Source organism: Mesorhizobium sp. M1A.F.Ca.IN.022.06.1.1 (assembly GCF_003952605.1).
In the GTDB taxonomy this organism is placed as follows: domain Bacteria; phylum Pseudomonadota; class Alphaproteobacteria; order Rhizobiales; family Rhizobiaceae; genus Mesorhizobium.
Genome location: NZ_CP034455.1, coordinates 2,139,941 through 2,154,795 on the forward strand (window position 1 = coordinate 2,139,941; position 14,855 = coordinate 2,154,795).

Here is a 14,855-nt window from a genome sequence, read left to right on the forward strand (position 1 = left end):
TATAGCGACGCCAAGGAATACTGCGTCAAACCGGTAACCCCCGGCGCTCTGGAACCAGCCGACACGCACTGTCGGCCCGGAACAATTGCGTTCGGTGATGTGCCAAATCGCGATCATCGATCGTTGCCGTGGGCAAGCAAACAACATTGCCCGAAACAGCTGAATTCCCGGCGGATGCCGCCACCAAATGGCAATGTCGGCAGCGACCGGTCAGCCAAGCCATCGCTCGCCCGGCCGCCCACCTCACCAGATACGATATGCGCCAGAGGTTCAATGGCCCGCCTACCCTTGAATCATTTCAGCAGTTGAAGGATCACTCCCATGAGACCTGTCTATCTCGACAACAACGCAACGACGCGGGTTGATCCTGCAGTCCTTGGAGCGATGTTGCCTTTCTTTACGGAGCAATTTGGCAATCCTTCGTCCATGCACGCCTATGGCGCATCGGTTGCTGAAGCCGTGAGAAAGGCGAGGCGGCAGTTGCAAGCCCTCATCGGCGCGGGATTCGAGGACGAGATCATCTTCACCTCGGGCGGGACTGAAAGCGACAGTACAGCCATCCTTTCGGCGCTCGAGGTAATGCCCGGTCGAACGGAAATAGTGACTTCCGCGGTTGAACATCCGGCCGTTCTGAAGTTGTGCGCGCACCTTGAAAAGACGCGCGGCGTCAAGGTGCACATTATCCCAGTCGATCACCACGGCCGGCTCGACCTGGACGCCTACAGAACCGCCCTCACCCCACAAGTGGCAATCGTCTCGATAATGTGGGCGAACAGTGAGACCGGTACGATCTTTCCCGTGGTTGAGCTTGCCGACCTAGCCAGGGAAGTCGGCGCGCTTTTCCACACTGATGCAGTGCAGGCGGTCGGAAGGTTTCCGATTGAGCTGAAATCGACCGCGATCGACATGCTGTCGCTCTCCGCCCACAAGCTGCATGGTCCAAAGGGGATAGGCGCGCTTTATGTAAGACGTGGCGTGCGCTTCTCCTCCCTGATCAAGGGTGGCCACCAAGAGCGCGACCGGCGTGCAGGCACTGAAAACACACCCGGCATAGTCGGACTGGGCATGGCGGCCGAACTCGCCTTGAAATTCATGGACGAGACAACACGAATAAAATGGTTGCGCGACCGCCTTGAGAACGGGATCATCCAGCGCATCCCAAACGCATCCATCAACGGCGATCCGCAGGAGCGATTGCCAAACACTGCAAACATTGGATTCGAAGGTATCGAAGGCGATGCAATCCCAATTGTCCTCAGCCGGCTGGGAATCGCCTGTTCCGCCGGGTCCGCCTGTGCCTCTGGCTCAATGGAACCGAGCCATGTTCTGATCGCTATGAACGCGGCATGTGGGGCAGTCCGCTTCTCCTTGTCGCGTGACAACGGCGAAGATGACGTAGACCGCGTGCTTGAGGTCCTGCCTGCGATCATCGAGAAACTACGTGCCGTTCCCAGTGCTGGACTGTGCGGGCGAGGTGCAGAACACCTTCATTCCGGCCCGGGCCCGAGCGGCACAATAGCCGACGCCCACTCATGAGCCGTGAGGACTTCCTCAACGTGACGACCCTACGCAATGGAGAGCAGGCAACCCGGGGTCGCCTTCACCACTTCAGAAAAGCTTGAGATCGCCAAGTCTCTTGCCCCAGCCGCCGTGCCAGAGGTCGGCACGCCGTCAGCAATGTCACCAACGCATCGACACCACAATTTCGCGCCGGGAGAATACAATGAACTGCTCCGCTGACAGCCGCCCGATTGATCCCACCGATATCCTGGCGCGACTGAAGGGCCTGTCGGCTGCGGAGGACTTCTTCGCCTGCCTTGGCGTCTCCTACGACCCGAAAGTGATGAATGTCTCGCGGCTCCATATCATGAAGCGCGTGGGCCAATACCTTGCCGAAGAAGATTTCTCCGGTCTGCCTGACCAGGTAATCGCCGCGCGGGTGCGCGCCAAGCTGGAACGCGCCTACGAAGATTTCGCGACTTCCTCGCCGCTCACGCAACGTGTGTTCAAGGTGCTAAGGGACCACGATCCAAACATATGTCCCGCACCTGGCCGCGCCTTCGTCCCGCTCGACTCTGCACTGAAGCGGTTCGGAAAGTAATGAGCCCGACACGGCTGCGACGCGACAATGTCGGGAAGTCGACAAATCCAGTCCTCATGACGCCTCCTCGGACGCAAACGAAGCCACCTTCTGGAATAGAGGCAGGAAGAAGACTTGGCATGAACGATGCAGGCAATGAGGTGAACCGCCAAGCACGCATCCGGACTGGGAGCTTAGAGAAATCGCCAATGCACATCGTAATCTGCATCAAGCAGGTGCCGGATTCGGCCCAGATCCGCGTCCACCCGGTGACGAACACGATCATGCGTCAGGGTGTGCCGACCATCATCAATCCTTACGACCTGTTCGCCCTCGAAGAAGCGCTCAAACTGCGCGACGTTCATGGTGGCGAGGTTACTGTGCTCACAATGGGTCCGCCCATGGCGGAGGACTCGCTGCGAAAGGCGCTCGGTTACGGTGCTGACCGAGCAGTTCTCTTGACGGACCGCTATTTTGCCGGATCCGATACGCTGGCGACCTCCTTTGCTCTTTCGCAAGCAATCGCAAAAATTGGGGAGACTTTCGGCAGGCCAGACATCGTCTTCACCGGCAAGCAGACGATTGACGGCGATACCGCCCAGGTCGGACCAGGCATAGCCAAGCGCCTGAATCTATCGCAACTTACCTACGTCGCGAAGATTGCCTCCATCGATCTCAAAACGCGCGAGATCGAAGTCGCGCGTCGCGCCGAAGGCGGCACCCAGTTGCTGAAGAGCAGACTCCCCTGCCTCATTACCATGCTGGAAGACACCAACGAAATCCGCCGGGGCTCGCTCCAGCAGGCTCTTTGCGCGGCGCGCAGCCAAGTCGTGAAGTGGACTGCAGCCGACGCCGGCATTGACGATCTCACCCGGTGCGGTCTGCGTGGCTCGCCGACAGTCGTCAAGCGTGTTTTCGCCCCCACCGCACGGGCAGAAAGCGCGGCGCAGATCGACACCGCGGAAAAGGGCTTGCAGGACATCGCCGATGAACTCATCGCCGATATCTTAACCCGCCGGCCGGCGCTGGAACATGAGTTGGCCTTCAACAGCGGCACGTGACGGCCAGGAGCAGAAAATGTCGACCGCAAGCCAAGCTACCCCTCGCCTTGCCCCCGGCCGTGCCGGTGTAAAGAAAGAACTTCCCGACCGTTTCAAAGACTACCGGCACGTGTGGGTCTTCCTCGAGCTCGAACGCGGCAATGTGCATCCTGTATCATTCGAACTGCTGGGTGAAGGCCGCAAATTAGCCGACAAGCTTGAAGTCCAGCTCGCGGGCGTCGTGCTGGGACCGCCGGGCGAGATGGTCGAGGACGCTGTTGCCGAGGCCTTCGCTTACGGGGCGGATCTTGTCTACATCGTCGATGCGCCGCCGCTCGCCGACTACCGCAACGAGCCGTTCGCCAAGGCGCTCACGGATCTGGTCAATACCCATAAACCCGAAATCCTCCTTCTCGGCGCGACCACACTGGGCAGGGATCTTGCGGGCTCGGTAGCGACGACCCTGCAGACGGGGCTCACGGCCGACTGCACCGAACTTGATGTAGATTCCGACGGTTCACTCGCCGCGACCCGTCCGACTTTTGGTGGCTCGTTGTTGTGTACGATCTATACACTAAATTACCGGCCGCAAATGGCGACGGTGCGACCAAGGGTCATGCCTATGCCGCAACGGGTGGATAAGCCGGTCGGGCGTGTCATGCGGCACAAGCTGTCGCTCGTTGAGGACGATATCGTCACCAAAGTCCTCGGCTTCCTACCGGATAACCAGTCGGCAATGGCAAATCTTGCCTATGCGGATGTCGTGGTTGCGGGAGGCCTCGGTCTCGGTGCGGCGGAGAACCTTCAGCTTGTGAAGAATCTTGCCCGAGCGATCGGCGCCGAGCATGGCTGTTCGCGCCCCTTGGTCCAGAAGGGCTGGATGCCGGCTGATCGCCAGATTGGCCAAACTGGCAAGACCATTCGACCGAAGCTTTACATCGCGGCCGGAATTTCCGGCGCCATCCAGCACCGAGTTGGGGTCGAGGGGGCCGATCTCATCGTCGCGATCAACACCGATCCGAACGCGCCGATTTTCGAGTTCGCCCACCTCGGGATCGTCACGGATGCAATCCGCTTCCTGCCCGCACTCACGGAAGCCTTCACCCGGCGGCTGTCGCCGCACAGTCGAGACAAGCTTGCGAGTTGAGGGAGAGGACATGATTGAACAATTCGATGCCATTGTGGTCGGAGCCGGCATGTCCGGAAACGCAGCTGCTTACACTTTGGCAAGCCAGGGGCTGAAGGTACTGCAGTTGGAGCGCGGGGAATATCCGGGCTCTAAGAACGTCCAGGGCGCCATAATGTACGCGAACATGCTGGAGAAGATCATCCCGGACTTCCGGGATGATGCGCCCCTCGAGCGGCACCTGGTCGAACAGCGACTTTGGGTGATGGACAACACATCTCACACCGGAATTCATTACCGGTCGGACGACTTCAATGAGGCGAAACCCAACCGCTACACGATCATCCGCGCCCAGTTCGACAAATGGTTTTCCCGCAAGGTGCGCGAGGCTGGCGCGACGGTCCTGTGTGAGACGACCGCGACGGAACTCGTCCGTGATGGCAATGGCAAGGTGATCGGCGTCCGCACAGACCGGGCTGGCGGAGTGGTCTTCGCGAATGTGGTCGTTCTCGCAGAAGGGGTGTCGGGATTGCTTGGCACTCGCGCAGGCCTGCGCGAGATGCCGAAGCCGGAGACCGTGGCGCTTGCCGTCAAGGAAATGCATTTCTTGCCCGAAGAGGTCATTGACCAGCGGTTCGGTGTCAAGGGCGATGAAGGCTGCGTAATCGAGGCCGTGGGCACGATCTCTCGCGACATGGCCGGGCTCGGCTTCCTTTACACCAACAAGGAGTCGATTTCACTCGGCATCGGCTGCCTGGTCTCGGATTTCGCCGCGATGTTGGAGAGCCCGTCCGCCCTCCTAGACGCGATGAAAAACCATCCTTCGATCCGGCCGCTGATCGCTGGCTCGGAGGTGAAAGAATATGCCGCCCATCTTATCCCCGAAGGTGGTTACAGGGCCATTCCGCAGCTCTTCGGCGACGGTTGGGTCATCGTCGGCGACGCAGCGCAACTGAACAATGCCATTCACCGTGAGGGTTCGAACCTTGCCATGACCTCGGGTCGTGTCGCGGCTGAGGCGATCATCAAAGTCAAAAGCCGCAACGGTCCTATGACCAAAGGGAACCTTGCGCTCTACAAGACGATGCTGGATGAATCCTTTGTGATCAAGGATCTTAAGAAATACAAGGACATGCCAGCCTTACTCCACACCAATTCCAGCAACTTTTTTACCAGCTATCCGCGGTTGATGTCGTATGCCGCTCAGAACTTCATGCGTGTCGACGGCACGCCGAAGATCGAGAAGGAAAGGGCCACCACGGCCGCCTTCATCAACGCGCGCTCGCGCTGGGGGTTGGTCAGCGACGCGGTCCGGCTGGCATTGGCATGGCGCTGAAGAGGGTACAAGATGACGATCGCAGTGACGAAGGTTCGTGTCGAGGACAAGCTTTACCAGAACCGCTACCTGGTCGATTCCGGCCGCCCCCATATCATAGTGCGACCGCACGAGAAGCCAAGCGCGAACTTGCTTGCGTTGACCTACGTCTGTCCAGCGAAATGCTATGAGTTGAATGACAGGGGCCAAGTCGAGATCACCGCCGACGGCTGCATGGAATGCGGCACCTGCCGGATATTGTGCGAGAAAGGCGGCGACATCGAGTGGAACTATCCGCGCGGCGGCTTTGGTGTCCTGTTCAAGTTCGGATGATCAGCCGGGACCGTGCCAAGAGCATGCCGGCAGCGAGCAACTGCGGCACACCATGAGCCTCTCCATCCACTTGCAAAGAGCTAGTGAATATTGGGCGTTCGCAATTCAAATTTCCTCGACTGGTAGGGGTGTCCTCAGGCCACGGCGGCGGCCTGTGCGCCGGACTTACCACCGGTAACGTGGTCGAGCCCCTTTGGGACAACGTTCGGCCATCGTGCCGGATGGCAGCCACAACGGCCGGTGAGCAAATGGAACGGCACAATCCATGACAAAGACGTAAGCGGTGTTCTCAGGCCACGGCCTTGAGCTCGAGCTTGTTGATGTAGACCCAAGGCAGGAGATCGTCGATCTGGCTGTTGGGGTGGCCGTTGACGATCCTGGTGAGGACATCGGCGAGATAGCCGAGCGGTTCGACACCATTGAGCTTGCAGGTTTCGATCAGCGAGGCGATGACTGCCCAGTGTTCGGCGCCGCCGTCAGAGCCTGCGAAGAGCGCGTTCTTGCGGTTGAGCGCGATCGGACGGATCGAGCGTTCGACGGTGTTGCTGTCGATCTCGATGCGGCCGTCGTCAAGGAAGCGCGAGAGGCCTTCCCAGCGTGAGAGCGTGTAGCGGATTGCCTCTGCGAGCTTGGTCTTCTGACTGATCAGGCCGAGCTTCTCACGCAGCCAGGGTTCGAGATCGGCGACGATGGCGCGGCTTTTGTCCTGACGCATCGCGCGGCGCTCGTTGGCCGATCGGCCACGGATGTCATCCTCGATCTTGTAGAGTTCGGCGATCCGTCTCAGCGCCTCGCTGGCGATCGGCGCGGGACCGGCTGCTGCCAGTTCATAAAAGCGCCGACGGACATGCGCCCAGCAGAAGGCGAGCGTGACGCCGCTTTTGTCGGCCAGCACGCGATAGCCGCCATAGCCGTCGACCTGCAAGATTCCGGTGAAGCCTGCGAGATGAGCGATCGGACGCTCGGCCTTTCGGTCCGGCGCATAGACATAGGCGACGCCCGGCGGGTCGCTCCCCTCCCATGGTCGGTCATCGCGGGCATAGGCCCAGAGTTGACCTGTCTTAGTCTTGCCGCGGCCGGGATTGAGCACCGGCGCGGTCGTCTCGTCGGCGAAGAGTTTTGGCGAGGACTTCAGCTTGCCAAGCAGCCGCTCATGCACCGGACGCAGGTGCCAGGCGGCGCGGCCGACCCAGTCGGCGAGCGTAGAGCGATCGAGATTGATACCCTGCCGGGCGTAGATCTGCGCCTGACGATAGAGCGGAAGGTGATCGGCATATTTTGAGACCAGCACCTGGGCGACCGTTGCCTCGGTCGGAAGACCACCCTCGATCAGCCGGGCCGGCGCGGGAGCCTGAACCACGACGTCCTCGCAGGCGCGGCAGGCATATTTGGGCCGCCGCACGACGATTACACGCAGCTGCGCCGGAACGATGTCGAGCCGCTCGCTCACGTCCTCGCCGATCCGATGCAAGCCATTGCGGCAGCATGGGCAGGCATGGTCCTCGATGTCGACGATCATTTCCACCCGCGGCAGATGGGATGGCAACGCGCCGCGGTTCGTCCGGCGCTTCCTGGCGCGCTCCAGGCGCTCTGCGGGAGATGCTTGTTCGTTCTCTTCCTCGTCGGCGGCCTCGATCTGCTCGGCCTCTTCGAGCCCCAGCAGCAATTGATCCTCGGGGAGCGTCTCGGCACGCCGGCCGAAGCGGTGACGCTGCAATTCCTTGATGATCTGAATCAGACGGGCATTCTCGACGTCGCGCGCCAGGACCATCGCCTTCAGCGCGTCCGGATCGTCGGGAAGCTGGTCAGCCGTCATCGCCATGAGCGGATCAGACCATATTCGCCGACAGCCCGCGACAGCGGAATCCAGGCTGATTCACTTCGTCGCGGGTCAGCCCGCCTGGGCTGGAACGCGGGTCCGGCGCGCCTCGTGGACTCGCCGCCAGTCGAGACCTTCGAGTAGCGCCGAGAGCTGCGCGGCCGTCAGCCGCATCATGCCGTCATGCACTTTCGGCCAGCGGAACTCCCCATCCTCCAAACGCTTGGCATAGAGGCAAACCCCGGTGCCATCCCAGAAGATCAGCTTGATCCGGTCAGCCCGCTTCGCCCGGAAGACGTAGACGGCCCCGCTGAACGGATCGGCCCCCATTGTCTCTCGCACCAGCGCCGCCAATCCCTCCGCACCCTTGCGGAAGTCGACGGGCTTCGTCGCCACCATGACCTTGACCGCACCCGTCGGCCCGATCACGACGTCGCCTTCAGCGCGCGGATCACTGCGGCCACCGTCTTGGTATCGGCGCCCCGGCCGACGCGCATCGCGACGCCGTCGATCTCAAGCTCGATCATGCCGGCATCTCGGGTGGCTTGCCGTTTCCGCTGCTTCGGTGAACGGCTGGCTACAGGTTCCGCCGCCGCCACAACCGCCGGCACAAAGGCAGGAGAATCTTGCTGCACCGAAGCGACCTGTTTGCGCGCTTCGCGGCGCCAGGCGAAGACCTGCTGCGGCCTGAGACCATAACGGCGGGCGACCTCGGAAATGATCGCATTCGGCTCCAGCGTCTCTGCGATGATCCGCGCCTTGTCATCCACCGACCAGTGACGCCGACCGCCGGCACCGTTGATCACCTCGAAACGCCGAAGCTGCCGCTCCGGGTCAAGCGTAAGGTCAAGTCCAGACACAAGCCGATCTCCGATCCCAATACAGGATCGGCAACCTCACAGATCGCGACCACTCCCGAAAGGTGGTCAGGAAACACCGCTTACACAAAGACGTATGTGCTAGTGCATGGTGCCTGGCATGGCGGATGGTGTTGGCGGGACGTCGCCGCCAATCTTCGCAAGATGGGATGCCACGTGGCCACGCCGACCCAGACAGGTGTCGGCGAACGCGCACATTTGCTGTGCAAGGACATCACGCCCGACACATTCGTGACCGACATCGTCAACCACATTGTAACGGAAGAGCTGAGCGATGTGATCCTTGTCGGTCACAGTCTAGGCGGCATCAGCATCACCGGCGCCGCCGACCGGATACCCGACCATATCAGCCATCTCGTTTATCTCGCTCGACGGCGCCATCGTCGAGAGCGGTCAAAGTGTATTCAGCACCATGCCCCCCGACATCGTCGCCGCCCGTCGAAAATTGGTTGCGGAGGAAGGACGGGGTATCTTCATGCCGACTCCGCCGCCAACAGCATTCGGCATTCCCAAGGGACACTCGCTCACGGACTGGGTGCGGCGCCGGATAACACCGCATGCGGCAAGCACCTACGAAAGCAGACTTAAGCTCGAGCCCCCGCTCGGCAACGGCAGGCCCCGAACCTATGTCGTCTGCACTAATCCGCTCCACCCGCCGACGGCGGGAGCGCGAGAATGGGTCGCGAAGCAGGATGGCTGGGCGTGGCAGGAACTCGCCACTGGCCACGACGCAATGATCCTCGCACCGACGGAAGTTGCTCTCCTTCTTAGCGCTGTCGGCTGAGGAACCAAGTAAAGGGTGAGCGGGCGGCCGATTCTCAGGCCGCGGCCTTGAGTTCTGGTGCACGGATGTAGGCCCAACGGGTCGTTCCGGTGGCGCCACCGAAACCACCACCGGAACAAAGGCGGGAGTGGCCTGTCCTGCCGACGTCGCAAGCTTGCGAGCGTTCCGCCGCGGCCGCAGCCCGTAGCGCCGGGCAACCTCCGAGATCACCACGTTCGGCCCCAGGGTCTCGGCGATGACTCCGTCCCTTGTCGTCCATCGACCAATGCCTGCCGACTAACAGCGCCGTTGATCACCTTGAAACGCCGAGGCTGCCGCTCAGGGTCAATCGTAAAGTTCAAGTTCAGACACAAGCCGATCTCCGATCCACCTCAGAATCGGCAGGCCCACAGATCGCGGGCACTCCTGGAAGGACACAGCGCTTACCCTTGAAATATGGAGAACCATGGCTTTACGCCGTCGGCAGTTGAGCTGATCTCGCAATGCTATTTCCCCGGCAACGTCCGCGAGCTGGAGAACTGCGTGTAAAGAACAGCCACACTTGCGCGTTCTCCTCTGGAAGGAACCAATCTTTCGGAACGTGGCAATGGCATCGACGAGCTCTCACGGCCCAGCACGAAGCCGGTTAGGCGCATCGGCGCCCCTGAACACGAGATAGCCGGTTGCGATTCTAACGATACGGCCGGACCGGCGCTGGGACCGCGACGGACGGAGCGTGACCGGCTGATCGACACAATGGAGAAGGCCGGCTGGGTTCAGGCTAATGCGGCTCGAATTCTCCGCCTCACGCCGCGACAAGTCGGCTAGGCGATACGCCGGCATAGTCTCGAGGTGAAGGAAATTCTAAGAGCCTGATGAGCCAATCGTCAGGCCAGTGGTCTTGCGCGCCCTCTGCGCGACAAGGAGTGCTTTGTGCTTCTGAACGGATTTGGACTTGCACTGTCGCAAGCAGGACAAAATTGTGTCGCGCCGGCCTCACACAATCCGACATCGACCCAAATAGTGAACTGAAGCCGCTTTTTTAAGTTGGTATGGCTCTTGCACCTTGAACCGCGACGTTACCAGCAACGGAGCCGTTTGATGTCCTCACCGACAGTTTCGATTGAGGGGCCGACCAGCACGACATCCGAGGGTTTTCTGGCAGCCGCGAAATCCGGTGGCTGCGCACCGTCCTCCTACGGTTCGTCGCCGACCAGCCCGGGCGATGTGGATCCGGCTATTTGGGACAAGATCAAGGATCACCCCTGCTTTTCGGAGGAAGCGCATCACTATTTCGCGCGTATGCATGTGGCGGTCGCGCCGGCTTGCAATGTCCAGTGCAACTACTGCAATCGCAAATACGATTGCGCCAACGAGAGCCGGCCTGGTGTTGTGTCTGAGAAGCTGACGCCCGACCAAGCGCTACGCAAGGTCATCGCGGTTGCCAACGAAGTTCCGCAGCTTTCGGTTCTTGGCATCGCTGGGCCGGGGGATGCCTGTTACGACTGGGAGAAAACGAAGGCAACGTTCGACCGCGTCATCAGGGAAATCCCCGACATAAAGCTGTGCGTCTCCACCAACGGGCTCGTGCTGCCGGACCATGTAGCTGAGCTTGCCGAAATGAATGTTGATCACGTGACGATCACCATCAACATGGTCGACCCGGAAGTCGGCGCAAAGATCTATCCTTGGATTTTTTATGAAAATCGCCGCTACTTCGGCATCGAAGCCGCTCGAATCTTGCACGCGCGGCAGATGCTGGGCCTGGAGATGCTGAGCGCGCGCGGCATCCTCACCAAAATCAACTCGGTGATGATTCCTGGAGTGAACGACCAGCACCTGTTTGAGGTGAACAAAATGGTCAAGGAGCGGGGCGCGTTCCTGCACAACGTGATGCCTCTGATTTCGGACCCGGCGCACGGCACCCACTACGGACTCATCGGGCAGCGCGGCCCAACGGCAATGGAGATGATGGCTCTTCAGGATCGACTTGAAGGTGGCGCCAAGTTGATGCGCCACTGCCGGCAGTGCCGGGCAGATGCTGTCGGCCTGCTCGGTGAAGATCGTGGCCAGGAATTCACGCTGGATGGGATTCCCGACGATGTCACCTACGATGCTGGCAAGCGTCAGGCCTATCGGCAGGTGGTCGCACACGAGCGCCGTGATCATGAGGCGGCGAGGAGCGAGGCCATCGGTATGGTCAAGGCAACAGACTCCGAAAAGTCGCTTCTGGTTGCGGTGGCCACAAAGGGAGGTGGACGCGTCAACGAACACTTCGGCCACGCGAAGGAATTCCAGGTTTATGAAGTCTCGCCTAGAGGGATCAGCTTGGTCGGGCATCGGAAGGTCGAGCGGTATTGCCTCGGAGGCGGGGGCGAAGACGCCACCCTCGAGGGCGTCTTCGCTGCGCTGGAAGGCATACACATAGTGCTATGCGCCAAGATCGGAAATCGCCCGAAGGAACAACTCTCGCGAGCTGGACTGCGCGTAACCGACGCCTATGGCCATGACTACATCGAGACCGCAGTCAGCGCACTTTACGCGGCAGAGTTTGGGATCAGACCACTAGCGGCGACGGCCTGAGCGGTCTCGTCCGATAACCAGGAGTTAGAATGGCTTTCAAGATCATCGCATCCCAATGTACCCAATGCGGGGCCTGCGAGTTCGAATGTCCCTCGGAAGCGATCAAGTTCAAGGGCGACGCCTATGTGATCGATCCAATCAAGTGCACCGAATGCAAGGAGGCCTTCGATAAGCAGCAATGCGTGTCGGTCTGTCCGGTACCGAAAACCTGCGTTCCCGCTTGATTCCTACCGAAACGGTCGGGTTCGCCGCGCGAGGACGCCTGCAACCCGCGACCACACCAAAAGCCTCGAGAAAGGAATGGACAGCATGTGGTCCAGACGCGAACAGGAGGTCGAAATCGGCAGACCGCCACGGTTCATGCAGGGTGAGCGGGTCCGTGCAACACGCCACATAAAAAACGACGGCACCTATCCCGGCAAGGAGATCGGCGAAAACCTCGTGCGGAAGGGCGACGAAGGCTACGTGCGCGACATTGGAACCTTTCTCCAGCAATTCTTCATCTATGCGGTCGAATGGATCGATCGTGGCACGGTCGTCGGCATGCGAGCGCGCGAACTCATTAGCCTCGACAAAGTCGAGGTTCCCTGCGGAGCTGAAGGCATTTCCAACGGAGGAACAGCCGGATGAAAGTAATGATTCGCAGGACCGCTACTGGCTTGTCGGCTTATGTCCCCAAGAAGGATCTCGAAGAGCCGATCACCGAGATTGAGAACGCAGACTTATGGGGCGGGACCGTGACGCTCAGGAACGGTTGGCGGCTCATGCTGCCCGACCTTCCGCGCGATACGCGTTTGCCGATCACCGTCGAGGCGATGAAGATTTCCGACGGGGCCTGATGCCGGTGGGTTCAGTGGCGGAGAGGAAACGCGTATGAACACGATGCTGAGCTGGGACCATCTCGTCGTCGTCCGGGGCAGTTTTGCCAAAAAGCTGATTGACCTGCTGAAGGGCGCTCTCAAGGCCGATCGAGTGATCCCCTATCTCGGTCCTGGTCTTCTGCAGCTTAACACGCCGGAATCACCTGCACCTTGCACCCCTGAAGATGTCGCCGCGGCGCTCAACAAGCGGGCGCCTGCCCCTTCCAGGATTCGCACCAATATGTGGTCGGTCGCGCAGTTTATCGAGCAGCGCCGACATCGTCGGACTCTTCAAGCGTGGATGGCGGAGATATTCGCAGCCCCCGCCGAGCCGACCGTTCTTCACGCCTGGCTCGCAACCCTTCAACTGTCTGTCATCATCGACAGCTGGTACGATGGCGCCATGCGGGCAGCCCTTGCAGAGGCCGGCCAAACAGACGTTGTCGAGATACAAGGAACCACGCGAGCGACCGGAATTGGTAACATCTGGACGAGAACTTACGATTTGTCAGGAACAGAACTCGACGCCGAACAAGTGGCAAGGACGGTGCTCTATGCGCCGCACGGCAGCGTCAGGCCGGCCGCAAACTTCCTCGTGGCTGATTCCGATTACGTCGAAGTCCTAACCGAAATTGATATCCAGACGCCGATCCCGGACGTGGTGAAGCAACGGCGCGTCAACCGGGGCTTTTTCTTCGTTGGCTGTCGCTTCAACGATCAGATGCTGCGCACATATGCCAGACAGATGATGAAGCGCTCCACTGGCCCACATTTTGCGGTGATCGATTCGGCTACGCTGACCAGAAACGAACGTCGTTTCCTTGCCGAAGGCGCAATCACGGTCATCGACATGCCGATCGGCAACGCCGCGGCTCGCCTCGTCGGGGTCGATGCTAGCCAGGATTAATGGCCGGCGATTGCTGGTGAGTCGCTTGCCTCCAAGGGCGAAAACTCAGTTGGGAATACATCTGAGCAGTAATGCTACTGGCAGCACAACGGAGGCTCTGAATTCGTTGGGCCATGTGAAAGGGCCCGCTGCTGCGGGACGTGAGCACGTTGCGGCGGCATTACGCACATGATTTTGTGACACCCGTGGCAAAAGAACTGAAGCGCCCGAGCCGAACCGCGACAAGATATGCAGCGCTCAATGGCTTCGGCAGAAATTTGGCACAGTTTCGACAGTTCGCATGCACCTCCAGGGTCAAGGAGGTTGATTATGCCTGTTTATGTGGGTTGGCGACGCGAGCAGGAATTCCCACTACCTTTGCCCCGGCGGGAACATCGCGTGTGACCACGCTGCCAGCGCCTACGACCGCATTATCGCCAATCGTGACGCCAGGCAGAATGATTGCTCCACCGCCGATCCAGACACGGCTGCCAATGCGAACAGGACGCCCGACCTGCAGGCCGGCCTGTCGCTGCTCGGCATCATGTGGATGATCGGCGGTATAAATCTGCACGGCAGGCCCAATTGCCGTTCCTTGCCCGATTTTGACCTCTACCACGTCAAGAATAACGCAGTTGAAGTTGATGTAGGCATTGGCGCCAATGCGGATATTGAATCCGTAGTCGCAAAAAAAGGGCGGACGGATGACCGTTCCGCGCCCAACCTCTCCCAGCCGCTCGGACAAAAGCTCATGCCAATGCTCCGTGGTCTGCCCCAGCGTATCATTGTACCGCTTGAGCCAAGCCCCGGTGGCCAACAGGTCAGCTTGGATCTCCGGATCCGCCGCATTGTAAAACTCGCCTGCGAGCATCTTTTCTTTCTGGCTACGCATCATAGTCTCCCGTCAGGTCGTGTCCCGTGCAGTGATGCAGGAACGCACATCAAACTGCCTCGGCAACTTTGTAACTCGGTCTGCCGGGCGCGTGGTCAAGCCGGGGCGACAGTTTCGTCTCGACCAACTTCTGCGAATTTTGGAAATATCGCAGATCAACCGGTCGCAGGGCCAATACCTGACGAAGTCGGCAACTGTCCAGCGGTCGAACTCACTTTCATGCCCATCTCAACGGGTGCCATGAGCGCGGCGCAACGCGCTCGAACGCCGAAATACTTAA

At 60.2% G+C, this 14,855-nt stretch carries 17 protein-coding genes; 13 read left to right on the plus strand and 4 right to left on the minus strand.

The window, feature by feature from the left end; genetic code table 11:
* Nucleotides 1-321 precede the first annotated feature (321 nt).
* The 6 genes from nifS (at nt 322) to EJ078_RS10165 (ending at nt 5,894) form a co-directional block, all read left to right on the plus strand.
* On the plus strand, nt 322-1,536 hold the full coding sequence (gene nifS, locus EJ078_RS10140) for a cysteine desulfurase NifS (protein ID WP_091599511.1): 1,215 nt from the start codon (nt 322-324) through the stop codon (nt 1,534-1,536).
* Between the two features lie 187 nt (nt 1,537-1,723).
* The gene (gene nifW, locus EJ078_RS10145; protein ID WP_091599514.1) at nt 1,724-2,101 is read left to right on the plus strand and encodes a nitrogenase stabilizing/protective protein NifW; all 378 of its coding nucleotides are present in this window, start codon (nt 1,724-1,726) and stop codon (nt 2,099-2,101) included.
* A gap of 188 nt (nt 2,102-2,289) precedes the next feature.
* The gene (locus EJ078_RS10150) at nt 2,290-3,141 is read left to right on the plus strand and encodes an electron transfer flavoprotein subunit beta/FixA family protein (RefSeq protein ID WP_091599518.1); all 852 of its coding nucleotides are present in this window, start codon (nt 2,290-2,292) and stop codon (nt 3,139-3,141) included.
* Between the two features lie 16 nt (nt 3,142-3,157).
* Nucleotides 3,158-4,267 (plus strand): electron transfer flavoprotein subunit alpha/FixB family protein, encoded by a 1,110-nt coding sequence (locus EJ078_RS10155; RefSeq protein ID WP_091599520.1) that lies wholly within the window; start codon nt 3,158-3,160, stop codon nt 4,265-4,267.
* A gap of 10 nt (nt 4,268-4,277) precedes the next feature.
* Nucleotides 4,278-5,582 (plus strand): FAD-binding protein, encoded by a 1,305-nt coding sequence (locus tag EJ078_RS10160; protein ID WP_091599523.1) that lies wholly within the window; start codon nt 4,278-4,280, stop codon nt 5,580-5,582.
* A 12-nt stretch (nt 5,583-5,594) separates the two neighbouring features.
* Nucleotides 5,595-5,894 (plus strand): ferredoxin family protein, encoded by a 300-nt coding sequence (locus tag EJ078_RS10165; RefSeq protein ID WP_091599526.1) that lies wholly within the window; start codon nt 5,595-5,597, stop codon nt 5,892-5,894.
* A 289-nt stretch (nt 5,895-6,183) separates the two neighbouring features.
* Here the strand turns inward: EJ078_RS10165 and EJ078_RS10170 are convergent, their stop codons facing one another.
* The 3 genes from EJ078_RS10170 to EJ078_RS10180 all read right to left on the minus strand — a co-directional run bounded on the left by EJ078_RS10170 (nt 6,184) and on the right by EJ078_RS10180 (nt 8,573).
* The gene (locus EJ078_RS10170) at nt 6,184-7,716 is read right to left on the minus strand and encodes an IS66 family transposase (RefSeq protein WP_024505579.1); all 1,533 of its coding nucleotides are present in this window, start codon (nt 7,714-7,716) and stop codon (nt 6,184-6,186) included.
* A gap of 69 nt (nt 7,717-7,785) precedes the next feature.
* Nucleotides 7,786-8,142, minus strand: a complete 357-nt coding sequence (gene tnpB, locus EJ078_RS10175) for an IS66 family insertion sequence element accessory protein TnpB (protein ID WP_024505580.1) — start codon at nt 8,140-8,142, stop codon at nt 7,786-7,788.
* The gene (locus EJ078_RS10180; RefSeq protein WP_024505581.1) at nt 8,139-8,573 is read right to left on the minus strand and encodes a transposase; all 435 of its coding nucleotides are present in this window, start codon (nt 8,571-8,573) and stop codon (nt 8,139-8,141) included. The genes tnpB and EJ078_RS10180 overlap by 4 nt, the downstream gene beginning before the upstream one ends.
* A 102-nt stretch (nt 8,574-8,675) precedes the next feature.
* Here EJ078_RS10180 and EJ078_RS10185 point away from each other — a divergent pair, with 102 nt between their 5' ends.
* The 7 genes from EJ078_RS10185 (at nt 8,676) to EJ078_RS10215 (ending at nt 13,704) form a co-directional block, all read left to right on the plus strand.
* Nucleotides 8,676-9,179, plus strand: coding sequence for an alpha/beta fold hydrolase (locus EJ078_RS10185; RefSeq protein ID WP_245459245.1), 504 nt, complete (start codon nt 8,676-8,678; stop codon nt 9,177-9,179).
* Between the two features lie 889 nt (nt 9,180-10,068).
* Entirely contained in the window at nt 10,069-10,182 is a 114-nt protein-coding gene (locus EJ078_RS30840; protein WP_329608782.1) for a helix-turn-helix domain-containing protein, read from the plus strand.
* A 273-nt stretch (nt 10,183-10,455) separates the two neighbouring features.
* The gene (gene nifB, locus EJ078_RS10195) at nt 10,456-11,937 is read left to right on the plus strand and encodes a nitrogenase cofactor biosynthesis protein NifB (protein WP_091599529.1); all 1,482 of its coding nucleotides are present in this window, start codon (nt 10,456-10,458) and stop codon (nt 11,935-11,937) included.
* Nucleotides 11,938-11,966: 29 nt separating this feature from the next.
* Nucleotides 11,967-12,161 carry a 4Fe-4S dicluster domain-containing protein gene (locus EJ078_RS10200; RefSeq protein ID WP_091599532.1) on the plus strand — a complete coding sequence of 65 codons (195 nt, stop codon included), beginning with the start codon at nt 11,967-11,969 and terminating at the stop codon, nt 12,159-12,161.
* 85 nt (nt 12,162-12,246) lie between these two features.
* Nucleotides 12,247-12,567, plus strand: coding sequence for a nitrogen fixation protein NifZ (locus tag EJ078_RS10205; protein ID WP_029356589.1), 321 nt, complete (start codon nt 12,247-12,249; stop codon nt 12,565-12,567).
* Complete coding sequence (nifT, locus tag EJ078_RS10210; protein WP_024505230.1) at nt 12,564-12,776, plus strand: putative nitrogen fixation protein NifT; 213 nt, start codon at nt 12,564-12,566, stop codon at nt 12,774-12,776. The genes EJ078_RS10205 and nifT overlap by 4 nt, the downstream gene beginning before the upstream one ends.
* A 34-nt stretch (nt 12,777-12,810) precedes the next feature.
* On the plus strand, nt 12,811-13,704 hold the full coding sequence (locus tag EJ078_RS10215; RefSeq protein ID WP_091599535.1) for an SIR2 family protein: 894 nt from the start codon (nt 12,811-12,813) through the stop codon (nt 13,702-13,704).
* A gap of 307 nt (nt 13,705-14,011) precedes the next feature.
* Here EJ078_RS10215 and EJ078_RS10220 read toward each other — a convergent pair whose 3' ends face one another.
* The gene (locus EJ078_RS10220) at nt 14,012-14,578 is read right to left on the minus strand and encodes a sugar O-acetyltransferase (RefSeq protein ID WP_091599538.1); all 567 of its coding nucleotides are present in this window, start codon (nt 14,576-14,578) and stop codon (nt 14,012-14,014) included.
* Between the last annotated feature and the right edge of the window lie 277 nt (nt 14,579-14,855).

Coding starts and splice junctions, on each gene's coding strand:
- EJ078_RS10165 (WP_091599526.1), top strand. CDS start 5,595: ATGACGATCGCAGTGACGAAGGTTCGTGTCGAGGACAAGCTTTACCAG.
- EJ078_RS10155 (WP_091599520.1), top strand. CDS start 3,158: ATGTCGACCGCAAGCCAAGCTACCCCTCGCCTTGCCCCCGGCCGTGCC.
- nifW (WP_091599514.1), top strand. CDS start 1,724: ATGAACTGCTCCGCTGACAGCCGCCCGATTGATCCCACCGATATCCTG.
- EJ078_RS10160 (WP_091599523.1), top strand. CDS start 4,278: ATGATTGAACAATTCGATGCCATTGTGGTCGGAGCCGGCATGTCCGGA.
- EJ078_RS10200 (WP_091599532.1), top strand. CDS start 11,967: ATGGCTTTCAAGATCATCGCATCCCAATGTACCCAATGCGGGGCCTGC.
- nifT (WP_024505230.1), top strand. CDS start 12,564: ATGAAAGTAATGATTCGCAGGACCGCTACTGGCTTGTCGGCTTATGTC.
- EJ078_RS10150 (WP_091599518.1), top strand. CDS start 2,290: ATGCACATCGTAATCTGCATCAAGCAGGTGCCGGATTCGGCCCAGATC.
- EJ078_RS10220 (WP_091599538.1), bottom strand. CDS start 14,578: ATGATGCGTAGCCAGAAAGAAAAGATGCTCGCAGGCGAGTTTTACAAT.
- nifS (WP_091599511.1), top strand. CDS start 322: ATGAGACCTGTCTATCTCGACAACAACGCAACGACGCGGGTTGATCCT.
- EJ078_RS10215 (WP_091599535.1), top strand. CDS start 12,811: ATGAACACGATGCTGAGCTGGGACCATCTCGTCGTCGTCCGGGGCAGT.
- nifB (WP_091599529.1), top strand. CDS start 10,456: ATGTCCTCACCGACAGTTTCGATTGAGGGGCCGACCAGCACGACATCC.
- EJ078_RS10170 (WP_024505579.1), bottom strand. CDS start 7,716: ATGGCGATGACGGCTGACCAGCTTCCCGACGATCCGGACGCGCTGAAG.
- EJ078_RS10205 (WP_029356589.1), top strand. CDS start 12,247: ATGTGGTCCAGACGCGAACAGGAGGTCGAAATCGGCAGACCGCCACGG.